Annotated in this window: 23 protein-coding genes; 19 read left to right on the top strand and 4 right to left on the bottom strand. The window is 43.9% G+C overall.

Features of this window, described 5'->3' with window-relative positions:
- Window positions 1-23 precede the first annotated feature (23 nt).
- The 6 genes from FQV28_RS12980 (at window position 24) to FQV28_RS12955 (ending at window position 5179) form a co-directional block, all read left to right on the top strand.
- Complete coding sequence (locus tag FQV28_RS12980) at window positions 24-677, top strand: hypothetical protein (RefSeq protein WP_146496921.1); 654 nt, start codon at window positions 24-26, stop codon at window positions 675-677.
- A gap of 30 nt (window positions 678-707) precedes the next feature.
- Window positions 708-920: a hypothetical protein gene (locus FQV28_RS12975; protein ID WP_146496920.1), complete on the top strand. Its 213-nt coding sequence runs from the start codon at window positions 708-710 to the stop codon at window positions 918-920.
- Between the two features lie 103 nt (window positions 921-1023).
- Window positions 1024-2292, top strand: a complete 1269-nt coding sequence (locus tag FQV28_RS12970; protein WP_146496919.1) for an acetyl-CoA hydrolase/transferase family protein — start codon at window positions 1024-1026, stop codon at window positions 2290-2292.
- A 336-nt stretch (window positions 2293-2628) separates the two neighbouring features.
- Window positions 2629-3060 carry a MarR family winged helix-turn-helix transcriptional regulator gene (locus tag FQV28_RS12965; RefSeq protein WP_146496918.1) on the top strand — a complete coding sequence of 144 codons (432 nt, stop codon included), beginning with the start codon at window positions 2629-2631 and terminating at the stop codon, window positions 3058-3060.
- Window positions 3053-4231, top strand: a complete 1179-nt coding sequence (locus tag FQV28_RS12960; RefSeq protein ID WP_146496917.1) for an MFS transporter — start codon at window positions 3053-3055, stop codon at window positions 4229-4231. Before FQV28_RS12965 ends, FQV28_RS12960 begins: the two co-directional genes overlap by 8 nt.
- Before the next feature lie 111 nt (window positions 4232-4342).
- Window positions 4343-5179, top strand: a complete 837-nt coding sequence (locus FQV28_RS12955; RefSeq protein WP_146496916.1) for an STAS domain-containing protein — start codon at window positions 4343-4345, stop codon at window positions 5177-5179.
- A gap of 118 nt (window positions 5180-5297) precedes the next feature.
- On the opposite strand, the gene trhA is transcribed toward FQV28_RS12955, so the two are convergent.
- Complete coding sequence (gene trhA / locus FQV28_RS12950; protein WP_146496915.1) at window positions 5298-5945, bottom strand: PAQR family membrane homeostasis protein TrhA; 648 nt, start codon at window positions 5943-5945, stop codon at window positions 5298-5300.
- A gap of 138 nt (window positions 5946-6083) precedes the next feature.
- On the opposite strand from trhA, the gene FQV28_RS12945 reads away from it, so the two are divergent.
- The 8 genes from FQV28_RS12945 to FQV28_RS12910 all read left to right on the top strand — a co-directional run bounded on the left by FQV28_RS12945 (window position 6084) and on the right by FQV28_RS12910 (window position 12372).
- Complete coding sequence (locus tag FQV28_RS12945) at window positions 6084-6656, top strand: DUF1836 domain-containing protein (RefSeq protein ID WP_146496914.1); 573 nt, start codon at window positions 6084-6086, stop codon at window positions 6654-6656.
- Entirely contained in the window at window positions 6656-7108 is a 453-nt protein-coding gene (locus tag FQV28_RS12940; RefSeq protein WP_146496913.1) for a YaiI/YqxD family protein, read from the top strand. Before FQV28_RS12945 ends, FQV28_RS12940 begins: the two co-directional genes overlap by 1 nt.
- A gap of 134 nt (window positions 7109-7242) precedes the next feature.
- On the top strand, window positions 7243-7935 hold the full coding sequence (locus FQV28_RS12935) for a type 1 glutamine amidotransferase domain-containing protein (protein ID WP_146496912.1): 693 nt from the start codon (window positions 7243-7245) through the stop codon (window positions 7933-7935).
- Window positions 7936-8073: 138 nt separating this feature from the next.
- Window positions 8074-9144: a type III polyketide synthase gene (locus tag FQV28_RS12930; RefSeq protein ID WP_146496911.1), complete on the top strand. Its 1071-nt coding sequence runs from the start codon at window positions 8074-8076 to the stop codon at window positions 9142-9144.
- On the top strand, window positions 9141-9653 hold the full coding sequence (locus FQV28_RS12925; protein ID WP_146496910.1) for an isoprenylcysteine carboxyl methyltransferase family protein: 513 nt from the start codon (window positions 9141-9143) through the stop codon (window positions 9651-9653). The genes FQV28_RS12930 and FQV28_RS12925 overlap by 4 nt, the downstream gene beginning before the upstream one ends.
- A 99-nt stretch (window positions 9654-9752) precedes the next feature.
- The gene (locus tag FQV28_RS12920) at window positions 9753-10034 is read left to right on the top strand and encodes a hypothetical protein (RefSeq protein ID WP_146496909.1); all 282 of its coding nucleotides are present in this window, start codon (window positions 9753-9755) and stop codon (window positions 10032-10034) included.
- A 91-nt stretch (window positions 10035-10125) separates the two neighbouring features.
- Window positions 10126-11223, top strand: coding sequence for an AI-2E family transporter (locus FQV28_RS12915; RefSeq protein WP_146496908.1), 1098 nt, complete (start codon window positions 10126-10128; stop codon window positions 11221-11223).
- A 321-nt stretch (window positions 11224-11544) separates the two neighbouring features.
- On the top strand, window positions 11545-12372 hold the full coding sequence (locus tag FQV28_RS12910) for a transporter substrate-binding domain-containing protein (protein ID WP_146496907.1): 828 nt from the start codon (window positions 11545-11547) through the stop codon (window positions 12370-12372).
- Between the two features lie 171 nt (window positions 12373-12543).
- On the opposite strand, the gene FQV28_RS12905 is transcribed toward FQV28_RS12910, so the two are convergent.
- Together FQV28_RS12905 and FQV28_RS12900 are read right to left on the bottom strand one after the other, a co-directional pair.
- Window positions 12544-12984 (bottom strand): peptidylprolyl isomerase, encoded by a 441-nt coding sequence (locus FQV28_RS12905; protein WP_146496906.1) that lies wholly within the window; start codon window positions 12982-12984, stop codon window positions 12544-12546.
- A 74-nt stretch (window positions 12985-13058) separates the two neighbouring features.
- A complete protein-coding gene (locus tag FQV28_RS12900; RefSeq protein WP_146497118.1) occupies window positions 13059-13850 on the bottom strand; it encodes an SDR family oxidoreductase in 792 nt (263 codons plus the stop codon).
- Window positions 13851-14028: 178 nt separating this feature from the next.
- On the opposite strand from FQV28_RS12900, the gene FQV28_RS12895 reads away from it, so the two are divergent.
- Both FQV28_RS12895 and FQV28_RS12890 read left to right on the top strand, forming a co-directional pair.
- Window positions 14029-15015: an NAD(P)/FAD-dependent oxidoreductase gene (locus FQV28_RS12895; protein ID WP_146496905.1), complete on the top strand. Its 987-nt coding sequence runs from the start codon at window positions 14029-14031 to the stop codon at window positions 15013-15015.
- Between the two features lie 282 nt (window positions 15016-15297).
- Window positions 15298-16098 (top strand): LysM peptidoglycan-binding and 3D domain-containing protein, encoded by an 801-nt coding sequence (locus FQV28_RS12890; RefSeq protein ID WP_146496904.1) that lies wholly within the window; start codon window positions 15298-15300, stop codon window positions 16096-16098.
- 106 nt (window positions 16099-16204) lie between these two features.
- Here FQV28_RS12890 and FQV28_RS12885 read toward each other — a convergent pair whose 3' ends face one another.
- Window positions 16205-16810 (bottom strand): hypothetical protein, encoded by a 606-nt coding sequence (locus tag FQV28_RS12885; RefSeq protein ID WP_146496903.1) that lies wholly within the window; start codon window positions 16808-16810, stop codon window positions 16205-16207.
- A 122-nt stretch (window positions 16811-16932) separates the two neighbouring features.
- On the opposite strand from FQV28_RS12885, the gene FQV28_RS12880 reads away from it, so the two are divergent.
- From FQV28_RS12880 to tatA, 3 genes are read left to right on the top strand one after another with little or no spacing between them, the layout of a single operon-like run.
- Window positions 16933-17685, top strand: a complete 753-nt coding sequence (locus FQV28_RS12880) for a gluconate 2-dehydrogenase subunit 3 family protein (protein ID WP_146496902.1) — start codon at window positions 16933-16935, stop codon at window positions 17683-17685.
- 24 nt (window positions 17686-17709) lie between these two features.
- Window positions 17710-19422, top strand: a complete 1713-nt coding sequence (locus FQV28_RS12875; protein WP_146496901.1) for a GMC family oxidoreductase — start codon at window positions 17710-17712, stop codon at window positions 19420-19422.
- 17 nt (window positions 19423-19439) lie between these two features.
- On the top strand, window positions 19440-19700 hold the full coding sequence (gene tatA / locus FQV28_RS19575; RefSeq protein ID WP_255472939.1) for a twin-arginine translocase TatA/TatE family subunit: 261 nt from the start codon (window positions 19440-19442) through the stop codon (window positions 19698-19700).
- Window positions 19701-19703: the final 3 nt, after the last annotated feature.

The following is a 19703-nucleotide window of genomic DNA, read 5'->3' as shown; positions in this document are numbered from 1 at the left end:
GAGCGGTTCCGGAAGGAGAAAACATGGATACAATTCTTTACTTTTTCTTTTCAGCAGCTTATCTCCTGGTGCTGATATGGGGACTAAGCCGCCAGAAAAATTGGAATATGATGTCGCTTGTGTTTTTAGTGGTGCTTGGCCTTATTTACGATAATGGCATAATTGCGCTCGGCAGATTTATCGGCGAAGGAGAACTGCTTGAAAAGTTAAGTGTGCCGCGTTTTTGGATCCATGCTTTTTTGACGCCTGCACTTGTCTTATTTTCGTGGGGAGCTTTAAATCAGGGCGGCGTGGACTGGGTGAAGAAAGCACCGGTTTTGGCTGGCGCTGCAGTCTATACGCTTGCGCTAATAGCAATCGAATATGTCTTTGAAACAGCCAACCTCAACTTGGAAAGCACGCGGGAATACGGGGTTTTGCGCTATGTTTCGGCAGAACCTGCAGCCGGGCCGCCAATCATGGTCTTGCTATTGACTGCAATACTTGTCTTTTCGGGTGCCGTGTTATGGAAAAGAACAGGCTGGAAATGGATGTTGGTGGGTTCAGTTATAATGGTTATAGGCAGCGCTGTCCCGATTCCAGTGAAAAGTTCAGCAGCGACCAATGCGTTTGAATTGTTCTTGCTAATCACGCTTGTCTGGACCAAAATTCATTTGGAACCCCCTAAAGCCCGATAGTGAATCCAATCATTCAAAGGAGTTTTTTCTATGAGAAATTTTAGTTTTAAAGGCCGAATCGCTTATTTCGCTGTAATTGCAGCCATCAGCTTAGCTTTTTTTGGCCTCCAGTTTTATGCGAATTCCGAAGGCTCTCCAGGGGTAGGTTCTACCATCTTGCTGATTTTATGGGGCTTGATGGCAGCGTTTGGCATAGGTGGAATAGTTTTAAGCGTTATACAACGAAGCCGTCAGCAAAAATGATGGCTTTTTGTTTTGCAGAAAAAATAGCAAATTTGAAAATAAGCAAATAAAAGAAACTATGATAAAATTTAACGATAGTAGCAGAAGTGGGAGTGAGAGATGGATGACCAAAAAGTTGAGTATTCCAGATTTGATCGGCTTGATCGAACCGGGAGCAGATATCATTATTCCGATAGCAAACGGGGAGCCGATCCGGTTGCTCGATCTACTGGAAGAACATGCTGAACAGTTGAGCGGCGTAACCATTCACCAAATGTTGGCCTTGCGCCCTAGGCCATATATTGAAGGGCAGTTTGAACAGCTGAAGCACGTTTCGTATTTTCTTAGCGGAGCCACAAGAAAAGTCTACCAGCAAGCAAAACTGGAGCTGGTTCCAAATAATTTCCACGAAGTCCCGAGAATGCTAAAGAAAATAACGAAAATGTCGATGATCATGACTGTCGCTTCCCCGATGGATGAGCATGGCTATTTCACGTTGGGGACACAGGCGGATTACGTAGCGGAATTTATCGGCAAAGTTCCCTTTGTGCTGGAAGTGAACAACCAAATGCCAAAAACCTATGGCCGCAACCAAATTCATGTCAGCCAAGTTGCGGGCTTTGTTGAACACAATGCGACGCTAATCGAAGAGAAATCCTCTGAAATTGGAGAAAAGGACATCCGTATTGCATCTTCCGTGACCGCAGATATTGAAAATGGCGATACGCTGCAAATCGGCATCGGTTCAGTGCCGAATGCAGTCATTAGCATGTTGAAAGACCATCGCCATTTAGGGATACACACGGAAATGCTGCCGGATGGCATTGTCGATCTGGTAAATGCCGGGGCAGTGGATGGAACGCGTAAATTTACGCATCCTGGGAAGATTATTGCGACATTCGCTTATGGAACGAAAAAATTATACGTTTTTATCGATAACAACCCAGGGGTCGAATTTCTGCCGGTCAGCCTAGTCAATGATCCGCGCGAAATTGCTAAAGAAAAAAATATCGTGTCAATCAATGCGACAACAGAAGTGGATTTGTTTGGCCAGTGCGCTTCAGAAACAGTAGGCGGCAAATACTATTCATCAAGCGGCGGCCAAATCGATTTCGCAAGAGGCGTCCGGTTTGCTGAAAACGGCAAAGGATATATTTGCTTGCAGTCGACCGCAAAAAATGATTCCATCTCGCGCATCAAACTCGATTTGGCTCCGGGCTCAGTCGTTACAACGGGAAAGAATGATGTCGACAATATTGTGACGGAATACGGCATTGCGCGTCTTCACGGTGTATCGCTTTCTGAGCGCGCAAAACGTTTAATCGGTATTGCGCATCCAAACTTTCGTGAAGAACTGCTGTTTGAAGCGAAAAAACGCGGCATCCTGATTTAGCAATAAAATTTGTGTGCTTCTCCAAGTAGCCGTAGAGGACGCTTTCGGTCTCACAGCATGGAAAGTGTGACGCAGCTTAGTGGAAGGCTTTTCTATTTATACGGAAAAGCCTTTCAGCTTGTTAAGGATTATTATCGCCAATCGCCTTGGACTTATGTCGCCCGATTGGATTTCGGCAATTCAATATCCCGCAAGCGTTCGCCTGAAACCAAATGAAAAAAAGCTTTCGAGAGTTTCTCGAAAGCTTTTTTATTTTATCTATCAAAATAATATCTTTACTTGCCTATTGCCAGACGATATACTTACTTAGGTAAATAATTTGAGGGTAGGATATTTATGCGGAATTTATTGTTTCATGAGATCCATCAAACATCGCGGTTGTCTGTAAAAGAAGTGAATGAAGTATTAAAGGAGTTCGACTTGTACAGCTCGCAATGGTCGGTTCTTTTTTGTTTAAAGCAATTCGGGGCTATGACGCAAAAAGAGATTTGGCAGTATTTGAATGTCGAAGCGCCGACAGTAACGCGCACTATTGCCCGGCTTGAAGAAAGCAGATGGGTGATGCGGCGGGAAGGGGAAGACAAGCGGGCACGAATTGTCGTCTTGTCGGACCGGGCGGAACGGCTGATGCCGCAAATCGAACAACGGATTACGGAACTAGAAGAGCGGCTGCTGGCTCGCCTGACAGATGAAGAGCAGCGGCAACTGATTGAGTTATTGCGGAAAATTGGAGTAGAACCAGAAGAAAAGGATGTAAGGAATGACTGAAAAAAGACCGATTTGGACAAAGAGTTTTATCAATATATCAATTAGTACATTTTTTATTTTTGCCGTATTTTATGCATTGCTGACATTGGTGCCGATTTATGTATTGGACAAAGACGGATTGGGCGGCACAGCGGCAGAGAGCGGAATTGCTGTTTCGATATTCCTGGTATCTGCAATCATCATGCGGTTTTTTGCCGGATTGATTTTAGAGAAGTTTGGCAAGCGAAAAATCTTGGTGCTCAGTGTCTTGCTATTTGCTATCAGTACCTTTTTGTATATGTTTGCGACAGGATTGCCGGCGCTTTTAATGCTGCGCTTTTTTCAAGGCATTTGGTTTAGTTTGGTGACGACTGTCGCCGGAGCTATTGCGGCTGATCTGGTTCCGCCCGAACGGCGGGGGGAAGGGCTTGGCTATTACGGTATTGCAATGAACTTGGCTGTCGTTGCGGGGCCATTCCTTGCCTTGACGCTTCAGCCTTTTGTGGCGTATCGGACAATTTTCCTGATTTTTGGAATTATCATGGCCGTCGGCTTCTTGTGTGCCTTGTCCGTTCGAGTAGAGGAAAAACCTGCCATCAAATCGGAAAAACGCAGATTGGCATTCAGTGATTTTATAGAAATCAAGTCATTGCCAGTTGCCAGTGTCGGTTTCTTAATTTCCTTTGTTTATGCCAGCATCATCACGTTTATCTCGGTTTATGCCGAATCGCTCGGGCTGCTTCAGACAGCAAGCTTTTTCTTTGTGGTTTACGCGGTGGCAATGTTGTTGGTACGGCCGTTTACCGGCCGGTTGTTTGATATGAGAGGACCGGACATTGTAATCATCCCATCGTGTATTATTTTTGCAATCGGGCTTCTCTCGTTAAGTTTTACTCATACCTGGTGGATGCTTTTATTGTCCGGTGCATTGGTGGGATTGGGATATGGAACGCTTTTGCCGAGTTTCCAAACATTAGCGATTCAAGCGGCCGATAAACATAGAAGCGGTTATGCGACTGGCACATTTTTCGCTTTATTCGATAGCGGAATGGCGGTAGGCGCGGTTTCGCTTGGCGTTATTGCCGGGTTTTTAGGATATTCGAACCTTTATCTGGCACTTGCAGCTGCCTTGGTTGCTATCATTTTTTATTACAAATGGATAATGACTAAGCATAAGAATTCCGTAAATTAAATGAGAGAAAATGTCTTCTGTTAATGCAGAAGGCTTTTTTTAGTAATAAGTGGCTAATCGCCCTCTTTTCTTATAATATGAAAGTACAATGAAAAAGGGGATTTACAAACAATGAGCCAAATCAGCAAAGATTTATACGAATTTATAATTCAAAATGAATGCAGTCTGACGGATGAGTGGCTCAGCAAGCGCATAAAAGTGGATGGCTCCACTTATTCGAAAAATGCGGCGCTTGAAATCGAAAAGCAGCTGAGGTTGCAGAACACGAAATTCATCGAAGCGGTTTCTTTGGTTTTTATACAAGAACGGGGAGAATACGGCAACTTTATTGAAGATTGGGTGGCAACAGTCGCCAAGGAGCGCGTTCAACAAGCCGTCCCGCTTCATGAAGTGATCACACAGCTGCGGATCTTCAGAGAAATTTATTGGGGATTTGTCCGGAAGTTTTTTGAGGAAAACCCCGATGCTACGAGTGAAGACGCACTGCGCTGGAGTGAGGCGATCAACCATGCTTTTGACTATATCATTGAAAGATTTGCTATCCATCATCATGAAGCGACCCAGAGAATTTTGGCCAGCCAGCAAGCAGTGATCAACGAACTGAGCAGTCCGGTCATTCCTATAAAAAAGGGGGTAGGGATTTTGCCGCTTGTCGGCGATATTGATACCCACCGGGCTAAAGTCATTTTGGAGACGGCGCTTGAGCAAAGCGTCAAACGGCAGTTGCATACCCTATATATCGACTTGTCAGCAGTGGCAATTATCGATACGATGGTTGCCCAGCAATTGTTCCAATTAATGGCATCATTAAAAATAATTGGAGTCCAGTCGGTGCTTTCTGGCATCCGCCCAGAAATTGCTCAAACGGCCGTAACACTTGGCATCAATTTCAAAGACATTAAAATTCAAGCCAATCTAATGAGGGCGTTGGAAACATACGAAAGCTAACAACCAAAAAAGCCTGTTCTTCTTTGAATGAGAAGAACAGGCTTTTTTATATTAAATGTCTATTTGCTGAAAAGCATAGATCCTGTCTCCGCCAAAGCATGCGGAAAATGCACTTGATTTATAAAACATAAAAATAAACCGAAATGAAGTGGCATAAGCTCCCGAACAAAATGAAAATGTGGAAAATTTCATGGAAACCCAAGTGTTTGGTTGATAAAAAATCAGGTTTCAAACCATATATTATTCCGCCCACTGTATAGAAGAGCCCGCCGGCGACCAGCCACAGCAATCCGCTAAGCGACATGCTGTCAATAAGCGGCACAATGGCAAAAATGATGATCCAACCCATAGCAATATAGAGAGCAGTTGAAAGCCAGCGCGGAGAATGGAACCAGACCATTTTAAACAAGATCCCGCTGATGCCAATGACCGCCACAAAGAAAAACAACACCCAGCCAAGTTTTCCAGAAAGAGCAATCAAGCAAAACGGTGCATATGACCCTGCAATAAGCGCAAAAATCATGGAATGGTCAAGCTTCCGGAGAAAAGCAATGGTCTTGGGTGTGGCTATCGCTGAATGGTAAATGGCTGATGCAGAGTAAAGGCACATCAAACTAATGCCGAAAATCATAACAGCAGCGACGTGCAGACCTGGCGCATTGGCATAGGCTGCTTTTAATACCATGGCGCAAAATGCAATAAACGAAAGGGCCGCCCCTGCTAAATGAGACAATGCATTGAAAGGTTCCCGTATGTAAGGGGTCATATAATACGCTCCTCTTCTTATGTAGTTTTTAAAACTACTTTTAATGATATACGCATTAATTTCACTAGTCAAGCTTGGAGAATGCTTAATGATAAGGTAATATAATGACTAACAAGCAACAGGCAAGGAGGCAGGCAGTTGGAAAATCCAAAAAAACTAATTGATAAGCGGGATTTTTTAAATCAAATTCAAGTGGAGGATATCCCGAAAATTGATTTATACATCGATCAAGTGATCCAATTGTTTGAAACGGGCTTTGCTGATTCGAAGCGAAACGACGAAGAAAAAATCCTGACCAAGACCATGATCAACAATTATGCCAAAGGAAAACTTTTCTACCCGCTGCACAATAAAAAATATTCCCGCAACCACATCATGTTAATCTCTTTGATCTACCAAATGAAAAGTGTGCTGTCGATCAATGACATCAAACATGTACTCGATGGCATTAATGAAAAAGCCATACAGCAGGATTTGAATCTGCAGCCTTTCTACGAGAGTTACTTGCATCTTCAAAAGGGCAATATCGAGAGTTTTGCAGGAGAGATGGATCGCCAGGAAAAAGAAGTGGACAAGCAAATGAAAGAAGCTGGAGAAATGGCGGAATTTGAGCGTGTGCTGCTGATTGCTTCATTGGTGCATACAAGTAATTTGTATAAGCGGGCAGCGGAAAAGCTATTGGACGAGATGAATGAAAGGGTGGACAGCTAATGGCGAAAATACTTATTGATGCTGATGGATGCCCTGTAGTGGATCTGACTATTGCGGCGGCGAAACGCTATCAGCTGCCTGTCCTGTTATTATGTGATACTGCCCATAATATGCAGCGGGAAGGGGCAGAAACGATTACGGTATCGAAAGGGGCAGACGCAGTCGACTTTGTTTTGGTCAACCGAGTCCATAAAGGGGATGTGGTGGTCACTCAAGATTACGGATTAGCGGCGATGGTTTTAGCGAAACAAGGCTATCCCATCGATCAAAACGGGCGCATCTATTCAGCGGAAAATATTGACCAGCTGCTCTACGGGCGCCATGTAGCCAAGAAAATACGCCAAGCGGGAGGGCGCATGAAAGGGCCGAAAAAACGCCGTCCGGAAGACAACGAGAAATTTGAAAAAAATCTAGTGGATTTGCTGGAAGAAATCACCGCATTCGAAAGATAGAGTCGGCATTAGCCCATCGACTCTATCTTTTTTCTTTGAAGCAATCTTTCATCAGGATTAGGCGGATAATGACTAAACTCCGTTTTAAGGGGAATACGAAGGGAAAAGATGACTTCGGCTGAAAGGGGATTCGCATGAAGAAAATTTTAATAGTGGCAACAAATAATGCCTCATTAGGAGTGCCAGGAAAAATGACCGGGCTATGGCTAAGGGAACTGACTGATTTTTACCATGAAGTAAAAAATGATTTCGCTGTCGATATCGTCAGCACGGCCCCGACACGGGTACCGATCGATCCAAGAAGCCTCTTGGCTGTTTTGACCAATAAAAAAACCCGTCATTATTACATGGATGATAGTTTGATGGACAAGTTGAAAAAGCCCATGGTGCCAAGCCAAGTCGATGGCAATGACTATGAGGCTATTTACTTTACCGGCGGCCACGGCACCATGTGGGATTTTCCGGGTCATAAAGGCTTGCAGGACTTGACTAGAACCATTTTCAAAAAAGGCGGAATTGTATCGGCGGTCTGCCACGGGCCAAGCGGCTTGCTGAATGTCTATTTAACAGAGGAACACCATCTTCTTTCCGGGCATGTTGTTACCGGATTTACCGATCGAGAAGAAAAAGTGATGGGGTTATACAACTACATTCCTTTCTCGCTCGAGCAAGCAATGAAAGCACAAGGAGTGCTTTTTAAGCAAGCGTCGCTTCCTTTGACAGAATGTGTCGTAGTATCCGGAAAAATCATCACCGGCCAAAATCCTGCATCGGTTAGAGGGGTTGCCCTTAAACTGATTGAACAGCTTAAAACCGAAACGGCCTAAGCGTTTAGCTCTCCTAAGAGTAGGGTATTTTTGGGGTAACTCATTCATGCGGGGAAGCTGTCTTGATAAAGTGAACCGGCAAGCTGTCCTTCTTGAGAGGATGGCTTTTTATACCGAAAAGAAAAAGGAGGAAAGCTGATGTCATTTATCCGGAATGTAGTCATTGAAAACGCACCTTATTATGTCGACCAAAAAGAGATTGTCGGGGTCGTACGGAACCTTTTTGGCGGGCATTATGATGACATTGAAAGGCTGCTGCGGGTATTTGGCAACGGTCAGATCGAGGGCCGGTATTTTGCGGCTCCGCTCGATTGGTTTGAGAAAGAGCATGGACTTGAGGAAAAAAATCAGCGTTATGTTGAAGAAGCGGTGCGAATGGGCAGCCGCGCCGTTGCTCGCTGCCTGGAAGAATCGGGCGTGGAAAAAGAAGAGATTGATGCTTTTGTCTTTGTATCGAGTTCCGGCATGTCGACGCCGACCATTGATGCACGGATCATGAACGAACTGCGGCTGCCACCTCATATTAAACGGATTCCATTATGGGGGCTAGGCTGTGCTGGCGGGGCATCCGGAATCAGCCGTGCCCATGATTACTGCCGCGCTTATCCTGAAGCGAAAGTTCTCGTGCTGTGCATCGAATTATGCAGTTTGACATTTCAGCGTACCGATACCTCGAAAAGCAACTTGATCGGAACTTCGCTATTCGCCGACGGTGCAGCATGCGCTCTTGTAACTGGCGAGAAGGCACAAGTTGCAGGAGCCGGTTTTTTCATCAAAGACACCCAGTCAACGCTGATGCAGGATTCGGAAGACGTTATGGGATGGGATGTAAAGGACCAAGGCCTGCATGTTGTTTTTTCCAGGGATATCCCCAAAATAATCGAGAAATGGCTCAAACCGAATGTGGAGCTCTTCTTGGAAAAGCTCGGCAAGACTTCTTCGGATATTATCCATTTCGTTGCTCATCCCGGCGGCAAAAAAGTGCTCACTGCTTATGAAAAGTCACTTGGCATTTCCAACGAAAAAACGGATATCTCCAGAAACGTGTTAGTGAATTATGGAAATATGTCTTCGCCCACGGTACTTTATGTCTTAAAAGAATTTATAGAAACACAGCCGAAACGAGGGGAAGAAGGGCTGTTGACCGCTCTTGGGCCCGGGTTCAGCTCTGAAATGCTGTGGCTTGAATGGGGAGAAGTGGGCCGATGACTTTTTTTTGGATCGTATTCGGCTTTGTCATAGTCCAGCGCTTGCTAGAAATCATGTATGCGAAATCCAATGAACGGCGGATGAAGCAGCAAGGCGCCATTGAAGCGGGAGCTTCCCATTATAAGTGGATCGTCTTGCTTCACGTCCTTTTTTTCGTTTCGTTGCTTCTGGAAGTCCTGTATATGGAAGTTATTAGAGACGGTGCTTGGTTCTTTTTCTTGCTTCTCTTCATCGTGGCGCAAATTTTGCGTGTGTGGGCTTTGGCTTCCTTGGGGCAGTTCTGGAACACCAAAATCCTAGTCTTGCCAGGAGCAGAAAAAGTGAAAAGCGGTCCTTATCGATGGATCCCCCACCCGAATTATGTGGTTGTCGCGTTGGAAATCGCTTCATTGCCCATGATTTTCGGGGCTTGGCGAACTGCATTAGTTTTCACGATAGCCAATGCTTTGCTGCTGCTATTGGTCCGGATTCCAGCGGAAAAAAAAGCGTTGCAGCAATTGAAAGGGTGACGAAAAACGAAAATCTTTTGTTTTCGTAATTAAGAACGAACTTTTAGGGTATACAAATAACAGAAGAGCTATTAAGTTTCTATACGTGGAGGGATTCTGATGAAAAATTCAACAATGAATACAGTAATAGGAAGTACATTAGCTGCAGCAGCCGGCTTTTTTGTTTTTCGGGCTGTCCAATCAAAAAAACAAGTGCAGGTTGAAGAAGACGTAGACATGCGCAACAGCCAAGAAGTCGATAAGCGTGAAAGCCCTGATGCGGATGTGGATCCTGCAGAACAAGGATTGACAGAATTGGACAGTGCTTACCGCGACGAATGGCAAGCGAACGGTTTTCCTCAAACGCACCGGGAAATGCGCGAACTAGAAGAAGACAAATAAGCAAAGTCAAAAGAGCGGAAGCGAGGATACCTTGCTTCCGCTCTTTTTTGTGAATTTTAAAAATCAAGCCAGACAAAAAGGGGCAGACGGAATGTGGATTAGAAAACCTTTCTTTGAATACGCAACAGGAATTCTACTTGCAGTTATTATCTTATTTTTTCTTGGGCGAATTGATTATGTATGGATGCCCTTCAAAATTATCATTGCGACAATCTTTGCTCCGATTTTGATTGCCGGCCTTTTATATTATATGATTCGGCCATTTCTCAAGTTATTAATGCGTTATATGCCGAAAAACGCAGGAATCACCGTGTTATTCTTGCTGATTGTGCTTGTCTTTGCAACATTGGTTTATTATTTTGGACCGTTAATAAAGAGCCAGATTGAAGGGTTAGCGGAACTTGCGCCGGAACGGGTGGAGGAAGTGACGGAGGAATCGGGAGCAGCCCTTTCAGAAATTCAATTTGGCGGAGTTTCAGGAATAGAGTTGAAAAATCAGGCACTTGGCCACATTGAAAACTTATCAGACGGATTAATGGAAAATGTTATGGGAATCTTTGCAATGGTCATGAATGTGGCTCTGATTTTAATCATAGTCCCATTTATCTTGTTCTTCCTATTAAGAGATGACGAGAAGCTGGTTCCTCATTTAATGAAATATCTTTCGGAAGACCGGAGGCCAGAAGGCAGGAAAGTTTTAAAAGATGCTGACCACGCGCTTTCTGCTTATATTGTCAGCCAAGTTATTGTAGCGGTTGTGGTAGGTGTATTAATGTATATAGGTTATGTGATCATTGGGCTTGATTATGCCTTAACATTGGCGGTATTTGCGATGTTTCTTAACATTGTCCCGTTTCTTGGACCAATGATCGGCGTCGTGCCGGCTCTTTTCGTCGCATTGATCAGCCCGGAACCTTTCATGGCTCTAAAGGTGCTTTTCGTGCTCTTTATTGTGCAACAGCTTGAAGGGAATTTGGTGACGCCTAATATCATGGGCAGCCGCTTGAACATCCATCCGTTGACTATTATTTTCTTATTGTTGGTATCGGCGGCTCTTTATGGATTTATCGGTATCTTAATCGCGATTCCATCCTATGCAGTGCTGAAAACGCTGGTCCATAATTTTCGGATCTTTATGAGGCTTCGGAGAAAAAGGGAAATTGCAAATGGGGTAAATTCAAAGAGTTAGATTTGTTTCGAACTTATTGATTAAAAACCAGCCATATGGCAATTGGTTTAAAGGAAATATTCAATCCGAGAAATGCCCGCATCACTAAGGCACTGTAAAAAAAAAAAGCCGCAGGTGCTCTATGGCATCGGGCTGAAGGCAATATATGTTATTGGAATGCGTATTTTTCTTATTGAAACAGATGACGGTCAAGAAGTAAAAAATTAATAGCAAACTTACAATTTATAGAACCTAATATAATTATTTAGGTCAAAAGAATAACAAAATCTAAATATTGTGTTATATTTAATAGAGGTAATTTAACTACAAGGGGTGAGAAAGGTGAAAAAGTTCAGTTTCTTATTGCTGCTTTTGACCTTGATTCTAATTGTAGTTGCGTGCGGACCAGAGAGTGGACAGACCCAACAAGAAGGAGGTGAAAACAAAGCAAGCGAAGGCACTGGAGAAAGCGGAGGCGGCAATGGTGGAGGAGCATATTTGGTAGGGATTGATACGACTTATCCACCATTTGAATTTCAAGTAGGAGGCGAATATACAGGTATTGATATTGATATCATCAATGCTATTGCTGAAAGCCAAGACTTGGATATCGAACTGCGGCCAATGGATTTCGTTGGAATTATTCCAGCACTAGAGAATGGCGAATTGGATTTGGCTATTGCCGGAATGAGCATTACGGATGAAAGGAAAGAAATTCTGGATTTCTCTGAACCGTATTTCGATGCAGGTTTGACGCTGGTAGTCAACGCGGATAACACAGAAGTGACTTCTTTGGAGGATTTGGATGGAAAAGTTGTCGCTGTCAAAAACGGAACTACAGGATCAAAATTTGCTCGTGACAATCAAGAAGAATACGGCTACAGAATTGCTGATTTCGATGATAGCCCGTCGATGTTCCTGGATGTTGCAAACGGTCATGCGGATGTTTTATTGGAAGATTATCCGGTAATTGCTTACGCAATTACCCGAAGAGACCTTGAGTTGAAAACGGTAGGAGAGCGTTTGACGAATGATCAATACGGTATCGCAGTGTTAAAAGGGCAAAATAGCGATTTGCTTGAGAAAATCAATACAGGACTTCAGGAGCTGCAGGATAGTGGCGAATACGATGAAATCTTGCGTAAGTACATTGATGACTCAGGCTTATGACAGCTGGTTTGGTTCCTTTATGAAGTTGCTTCAGATAAGCAACTGAGACCATTTTCTCTAGGACTTTTCAGTTTAAAACCGAATTCCAGCCTTAACTATGCTCATACTCCCTTGCCTTAAAAATCACTATAAAAAAACCAGCTTGGAAAAACCAAGCTGGTTTTTTTATTCTTATTCTTCGTCAAAAACGTGGACTTTCGTCATTTTGTCGCCATTTTTCATAGCTTTAGCTGTTTCAAGTCCAGAAGTCACTTGTCCGAACACTGTATGCACGCCGTTGAGGTGCGGTTGTGGTTCATGGACGATAAAGAATTGGCTTGAGCCAGTGTCTTTTCCAGCATGAGCCATTGATAGGCTGCCTGCTTGGTGTTTATGCGGGTTGCCTTGGGTTTCACATTTGATGGTTTTGCCGCTGCCGCCAGCTCCAGTTCCAGTTGGGTCGCCGCCTTGGGAAACGAAACCAGGAATAACACGGTGGAACGTAACACCGTCATAGAAACCAGAGTTTGCAAGCTCCTCAAAGTTCTTTACTGTGTTTGGTGCTTCGTTCGGGAAAAGTTCAAATTCGATCTTTTCGCCATTTTCCATATGAATGTGGCCTTTTTTCGCCATTTACAACATCTCCTTTTTAATTGGTTCATTTTCAGTATATCGATTTTTCGCTTTTGTGTATAATCTTACGTTTACTACAGCGCTTTAAGCAGGCCGCCGTCAACAACAAGTGATTGCCCCGTCAAATATGAATTCGCGGAAGAGGCGAGGAAAACCACAATTTTGGCGAATTCTTCAGGATCACCGAATCGGCCGGCCGGTATTTCAGATTCGCTTTTTTGAATGATTTTTTCAATCGGCACTTGCTGCTTGTCTGCCGCAATTTGGTTTAGCTCCGCTACACGATCCGTGGCAATGCGTCCAGGGCCAACCGTATTGACCATGATATTATCGCCTGCAACTTCACGCGCCAGTGTTTTTGAGAAGCCAACCATTCCTGCCCGAAATGTATTGGATAAGATCAATCCATCAATCACTTCTTTTGTAGAAGAAGAAGAGATATTGATGATGCGCCCGAATCGCTGCTTTTTCATATGAGGAAGCACGGCGCGGGCGGTTCGGATATAGCTTAGGAGATTCCGGTCGAATGCGTTGTACCAATCGGCATCGTCCACCGCACTGAACCCGCCGGCTTTCGGCCCGCCGGTGTTATTGATCAGCACATCAACCCGGCCAAACTTTTGAATGACGAATTCGAACAACGAAGTGATATCGTGTTCTTTAGACATATCGCAAACGCGCAGGTGAATCTCACTATTGCCGGTTCGCTCCTGGATTTCCTTTTTTGTCTCTTCAAGTGCCACTTGGCTGCGGCTTGAGATGATGACGGTCGCCTGCTCTTTCGCAAATTCCATCGCTGACGCTTTCCCCAACCCTTTACTAGAAGCCATGACCACTACTATTTTTCCTTTCAACCCTAAGTCCATCCTGCTCATCCTTCCCTTCCTTCTATTACTATTAGTGTACCGAAAGCCAGCGCAACTTGCAGACATAAGATGGCCATATAAATTTTTAATTTTCCGCTTTCCGCCATAAGTCCAATAGCGAGAAATAGGGGGAATTGTGATAGGATATAGGTATTGATTAAAAATAGGAGTGTTATAAATGGAAGAACGTGAAATTTTCGATATTACAATTATCGGGGGCGGACCAACCGGCTTGTTTGCCTCCTTTTACGGCGGTATGCGCAAAATGAAAGTGAAAATTTTGGATAGCTTGCCACAGCTTGGCGGCCAATTGTCGGAGTTATACCCTGATAAGTTCATTTACGACATCGGCGGGTTTCAAAAGATTTTAGCGAAAGACCTTGTTGATAATTTAGTGGCTCAGGCAAACTACGGGGATCCTGCTATTTGCCTGGAAGAAACAGTGTCTAACGTTGAGCGCAACGACGATATTTTCGTTATTGAAACAGACAAAGGGCTGCACTATACAAAATCGATTCTCCTTACGGCTGGAGTCGGTGCATTTCAACCGCGTAAACTCGGTGTTGACGGATCTGAGCAGTTTGAGGGCAAGACTCTCCATTACGGCGTAAAGGACTTGACATTGTTCCACGGCAAGAAAGTTGTTGTTTTAGGCGGAGGAGATTCTGCTGTAGACTGGGCGATGATGTTAGAGGATGTAGCAGAGCATGTAACACTTAGCCACCGCCGTGACAAGATGACGGCACACGAAGCGAACATTGATGTGCTAATGCAGTCAAAAGTAGAAATTAAAAAACCTTACGGGGTAAAAGAGCTGGTCGGTGAAAATGGCCAAGTCCGTGAATTGGTCCTCATTGACAAAGAAGGCAACGAAGAGCGCCTAGAAGTGGATCACGTTATCGTCAATTATGGCAACATTACCTCTCTCGGCCCAATCAAAGACTGGGGCCTTGAAATGGAAAAGAACTCGGTAGTGGTGAATTCCAAAATGGAAACAAGCATTGAAGGCATTTACGCAGCTGGTGATATTGCAACATATGAAGGGAAAGTTAAGTTGATCGCTGTCGGCTTTGGCGAAGCGCCAACTGCTATCAATAACGCGAAAGCTTATCTGGATCCGAAGTCTAAACTTCAGCCCCTTCACAGCACAAGCGTGTTCAAATAACCTCAAATTTGAAGCTCCCTCATTTTCAGAAGGGAGCTTTTTTATTTTGCTGCTTTTTGTTTTGACCATCTTTTCAAGAGAAATTAGTTCTATATGTTTATTGAAAAATAAAAAAGGATTTTATTAAATTATAAAGCAAGTATTTCCAACTATATTACAAAACGTAATATATGCTACTTTCACGTAACGTAATTGATAACTTTAAACCGTCGTTCTGTCATCTTCTTGCAATGTCTGGATGTTATGATGCTTTCAGACAGTGAGAAGGAGGAATTTCATTTTATGAAAAAACAAATTATCACGTTCACGGCAGTAGCGGCATTAAGTGTAGGACTAGCGAGTCAAGCTAGCGCTAATTCATCTTATACAGTTGAATCCGGGGACACGCTTTGGAGCATCTCCCAGGAGCAGAACGTTTCAGTAGATCAGTTAAAAGGATGGAATGGATTGTCATCGGACATCATCTATCCAAAGCAAGAGATTCAAGTGGAAGTGAAAGAACAGAAAGAACAACCATCAGCGGAAAAGTCCATGTACATAGTACAAAGTGGAGATACGCTATTTAAAATTGCTCAAGCCCATGGTATTTCATTGGACGCGATAATGAGCTGGAACGGCATTACGGGCCACTGGATTTATCCTGGAGACAAGTTGGTAGTTAAAGGCGGATCGCCAATTTCAGTACCAAAACCAGTTGAATCAGCAAAAGCGGCACCGGAAAAAGTAGAAAAAGCATCAGCAGAACCGGCTAAAACAGAAGCAGTAGAAAAAGCGTCAGCAGAACCTGTATCAGGTAAAGAAATGACCGTATCAGCTACAGCTTACACAGCATTCTGTGCAGGATGTTCAGGAGTTACAGCAACAGGGCAAGATCTTCGTTCAAATCCGAACCAAAAAGTAATCGCAGTAGACCCTACTGTTATCCCGCTCGGCTCTAGAGTTTGGGTAGAAGGATATGGAGAAGCGATTGCAGGCGATACAGGCGGAGCAATCAAAGGAAACAAAATTGATGTATTTATCCCATCACAAGATGCTGCCATGAGCTGGGGCCGCAAAAACATCACTATTAAAATCCTAAATTAAGCAAACTATGCTACAAAGCCGAGGTGTCCATTCCCTTGGCCTTTTTTTATGGGAAAAAAGAGGCAGCCTTTACTACGGTCGCCTCTTTTTCTGGTATTTCTAATTTTTATTGGATATACGGTGTAATGGAGTTATCCTCTAGGTGAAAGCGTATAACGTTTTCACCGTTTTTTTTGTAATTGGACGTAGTAATGGGGGCGATCCCATTTTTTGTGACGGTTGCTGAATTTCCTCGAACGGTCAGTTCATCTGCACGGAAAGGAATGGCGGCTTTTTGGACTCTTTCCTCTAGGGCAATTTCATCCTTCAATTGTTTCTGGAATTTATTTAGATAGGCTTGGTTAAAGCATTCCACAAGAAAAAACATTAAAAGGGAAAAAAGAATGCCGAACACTAAAGCCGTTAAGCTGTCCAAAAAAAAGTACACGGCAATGCTTGGAAGTAAAATAAATAATACCAAAAACATAATGTTCGCTATCCGGTAAAAATACACATTGCGCTGAGCGTTTTCAATTTCAGTTGAATAATGTTTTTTTGCGGCCTGCACGTCCATAATGCCATAGCGTTCCAAATCTTCTTCGATTTGAGGATCAAACAAACGGGTTAACGTATAGTCCGCTGTATCCGAATCAAAACGATACCGCAAATCCAAGAGAGAATCTTTCCATTTTAAATAGGAAGGAATTTCCTTGACTGATAATTTTGTTTCCATAGTAACCATCCTTTCTTTTGGCATTAAAATTCCCTAAATTTTTAGGATTAAACCAATTTGAATAGGGTATACAGGTTAATATTCTCAATATTTTATCAAAATAGAATGAGGGGGTCAGAAAGATGGCAAAAAAAGAAAAGAATTTCTCCCGGCGGGACTTTTTAAAAACGTCAGGGATTGCTACTGGAGCCTTGATCGGCGGAGGCTTGATCGGTGGGTTAATCGGATCAAATGCTGGTGGAAATGGCACTGGAACTACAACCGCACCTCCTGCTGCAACTGATGGAGAAAGAGGGGAGACTGGCGGTGTCCTTGGGCTTCAATTTTTTAAAAATGACGCGGAATTTCAAATTCTGGCACAGGCTACGGAACGGATTTTCCCTGAAGATGATTTAGGACCAGGGGCAATCGGGTTGAATGTTCCTTATTTTATTGACCGCCAATTAGCGGGGGCTTATGGTGAAAATTCGAAAGAATACATGCAGCCTCCTTTCTATGAAGGAGAAAGCACCCAAGGTTACCAAAGCCGATTAAGAAGGAACGAAATGTTCCGACAAGGGCTTCAATTAATGCAAAGCGAAGCGCAAAGCCGGTTTAACGCCAATTTTGTGGACCTTGAAGGAGCACAGATGGATGAGATTTTAACTGCTTTCCAAGAAGACGAAATCGAAATGAAAGGTGTTTCCTCTTTGTTTTTCTTCAGGCTATTACGGCAGGCGACTCTAGAAGGAGCTTATGCAGACCCAATCTATAACGGCAATGCCAATATGGAAGGCTGGAAAATGAAAGGTTTTCCTGGCCACCAAGCAGCTTACATCAACCAAATTGAGAGCGAAGAATTCCAGGAAATCGAACCGCACTCGCTTGGTATGTAACACAACATATATGGGGGGATTTTAATGGCGACAACTTTAGATAAAGTTGATGTAGTAACAGTAGGAGTTGGCTGGACGGGTGGCATCATTGCCGCTGAATGCGCCAAAGAAGGGCTTAAAGTGGTAGGTTTGGAACGTGGACGCGAACGGAGTACAGGAGATTATTCAATCATCCATGATGAATACCGCTATGCTATCCGATATGAACTGATGCAGGATTTATCAAGGGAAACCGTCACGTTCCGCAATAATCGGCAGCAGCGCGCATTGCCGATGCGGCAAATGGGCTCTTTTTTGCTGGGTGAAGGATTAGGCGGTTCGGGCACTCACTGGAACGGCCAGAACTGGCGTTTTTTGCCGTATGATTTCCAAATTAAAACAATGACGGAAGAAAAATATGGAAACAACAAGCTTTCAGCCGATTATACCATTCAGGATTGGGGCATCACTTATGATGAGCTGGAACCATACTTCACAAGATTTGAAAAAACTGCAGGAATTTCAGGTGAAGACACGAACCCGTTCTGGGGGCAGCGGTCGGAAGATTATCCTACTCCGCCGATGAAGAAAACTCCCATTCTGCAGAAGTTTGAAACTGCTTCTACTAACTTGGGGCTTTCGCCGTTCATGATGCCATCGGCAAACTTATCGGAAGCATACGAGAATCCAGATGGTGCAAGGATCAATGCCTGCCAGTATTGCGGATTCTGCGAACGCTTCGGCTGTGAATACGGGGCAAAATCTTCGCCGGAAGTTACAGTTGTCCCGACGGCTCTCGATACAGGAAACTATGAGATCAAATTCAATGCAAACGTAGTGGAAATATTAAAAGAAGGCGATAAAGTCACGGGAGTTCGGTATGTCGATACAGTGACATTCGAAGAATTCATTCAACCGGCAGAAGTAGTTGTTTTGACGAGTTATATGATGAATAACGCGAAGCTGCTAATGGTTTCGGAAATTGGCGAACAATACGACCCGGAAACCGGGCGCGGCACTCTTGGGAAAAACTACGCTTACCAGATTCTTCCTTCAGCTTCTGGTTTCTTTGATGAACAGATGAATGTCTTTATGGGTGCGGGAGCGCTCGGGATGACTGTCGATGATTTTAATGGCGATAACTTTGACCATAGCGATCTGGACTTTATCCACGGAGCGAGTTTGTCCATCACCCAAACAGGGCAACGGCCAATCCTTCATAACCCGATTCCGCCAGACACGCCTTCTTGGGGAGCGGATTTCAAAAAAGCATCTATTCACAATTATACAAGATCTTTGAATATTGGCGGACAAGGGGCTTCAATGCCTTATAAAGAAAATTACATGTCGCTTGACGGCACGTACAAAGACATTTACGGCGTACCTTTGCTGCAGTTGACTTATAACTTTACCGACCAAGATAAAGCATTGCATGCGTATTTAACAGAACGCGCTGGAGAAATTATGCAAGAGATGGGCGCGAAAACTGTTGTCGGCGGGAATCCGATTTCCGATTATGACATTGTACCTTACCAAACAACGCACAATACCGGCGGAACGATGATGGGCAGCAGCCGGGAAGATAGTGTGGTCAACAATTATTTACAGCATTGGGATGCTGAAAACTTGTTTGTAGTAGGAGCTGGGAATTTCCCTCATAACGGCGGATACAACCCTACTGGAACAGTAGGAGCACTGGCTTACCGCTGCGCAGAAGGCATCATCAGATACAGCAGAGATGGTGGATCGCTCGTTTAAAAAAGGAGGCAACACGTATGTTTTCATCAATTGGTGTTCCAGGATTGATCATTATTTTAGTTATTGTCCTTATCTTGTTTGGGCCAAAAAAATTGCCTGAAATTGGAGGAGCCGTCGGAAAGACGTTATCAGAATTCAAACGTTCCACAAAAGGAATTATGGATGACGAAGATACACAGACGCCGCCTCAAACACCGGCACAGACAACTCTGCAACCGCCGTCGCCAACCCCTTTGCAAGCAACAGCAACAGAAGAGAAAAAATCTGAAAAATTATGAAGG

It is taken from the genome of Planomicrobium sp. CPCC 101079 (assembly GCF_007859275.1).
Classification (GTDB): Bacteria; Bacillota; Bacilli; order Bacillales_A; family Planococcaceae; genus Planococcus.
This window is presented reverse-complemented; position numbering and strand designations above follow the sequence as displayed.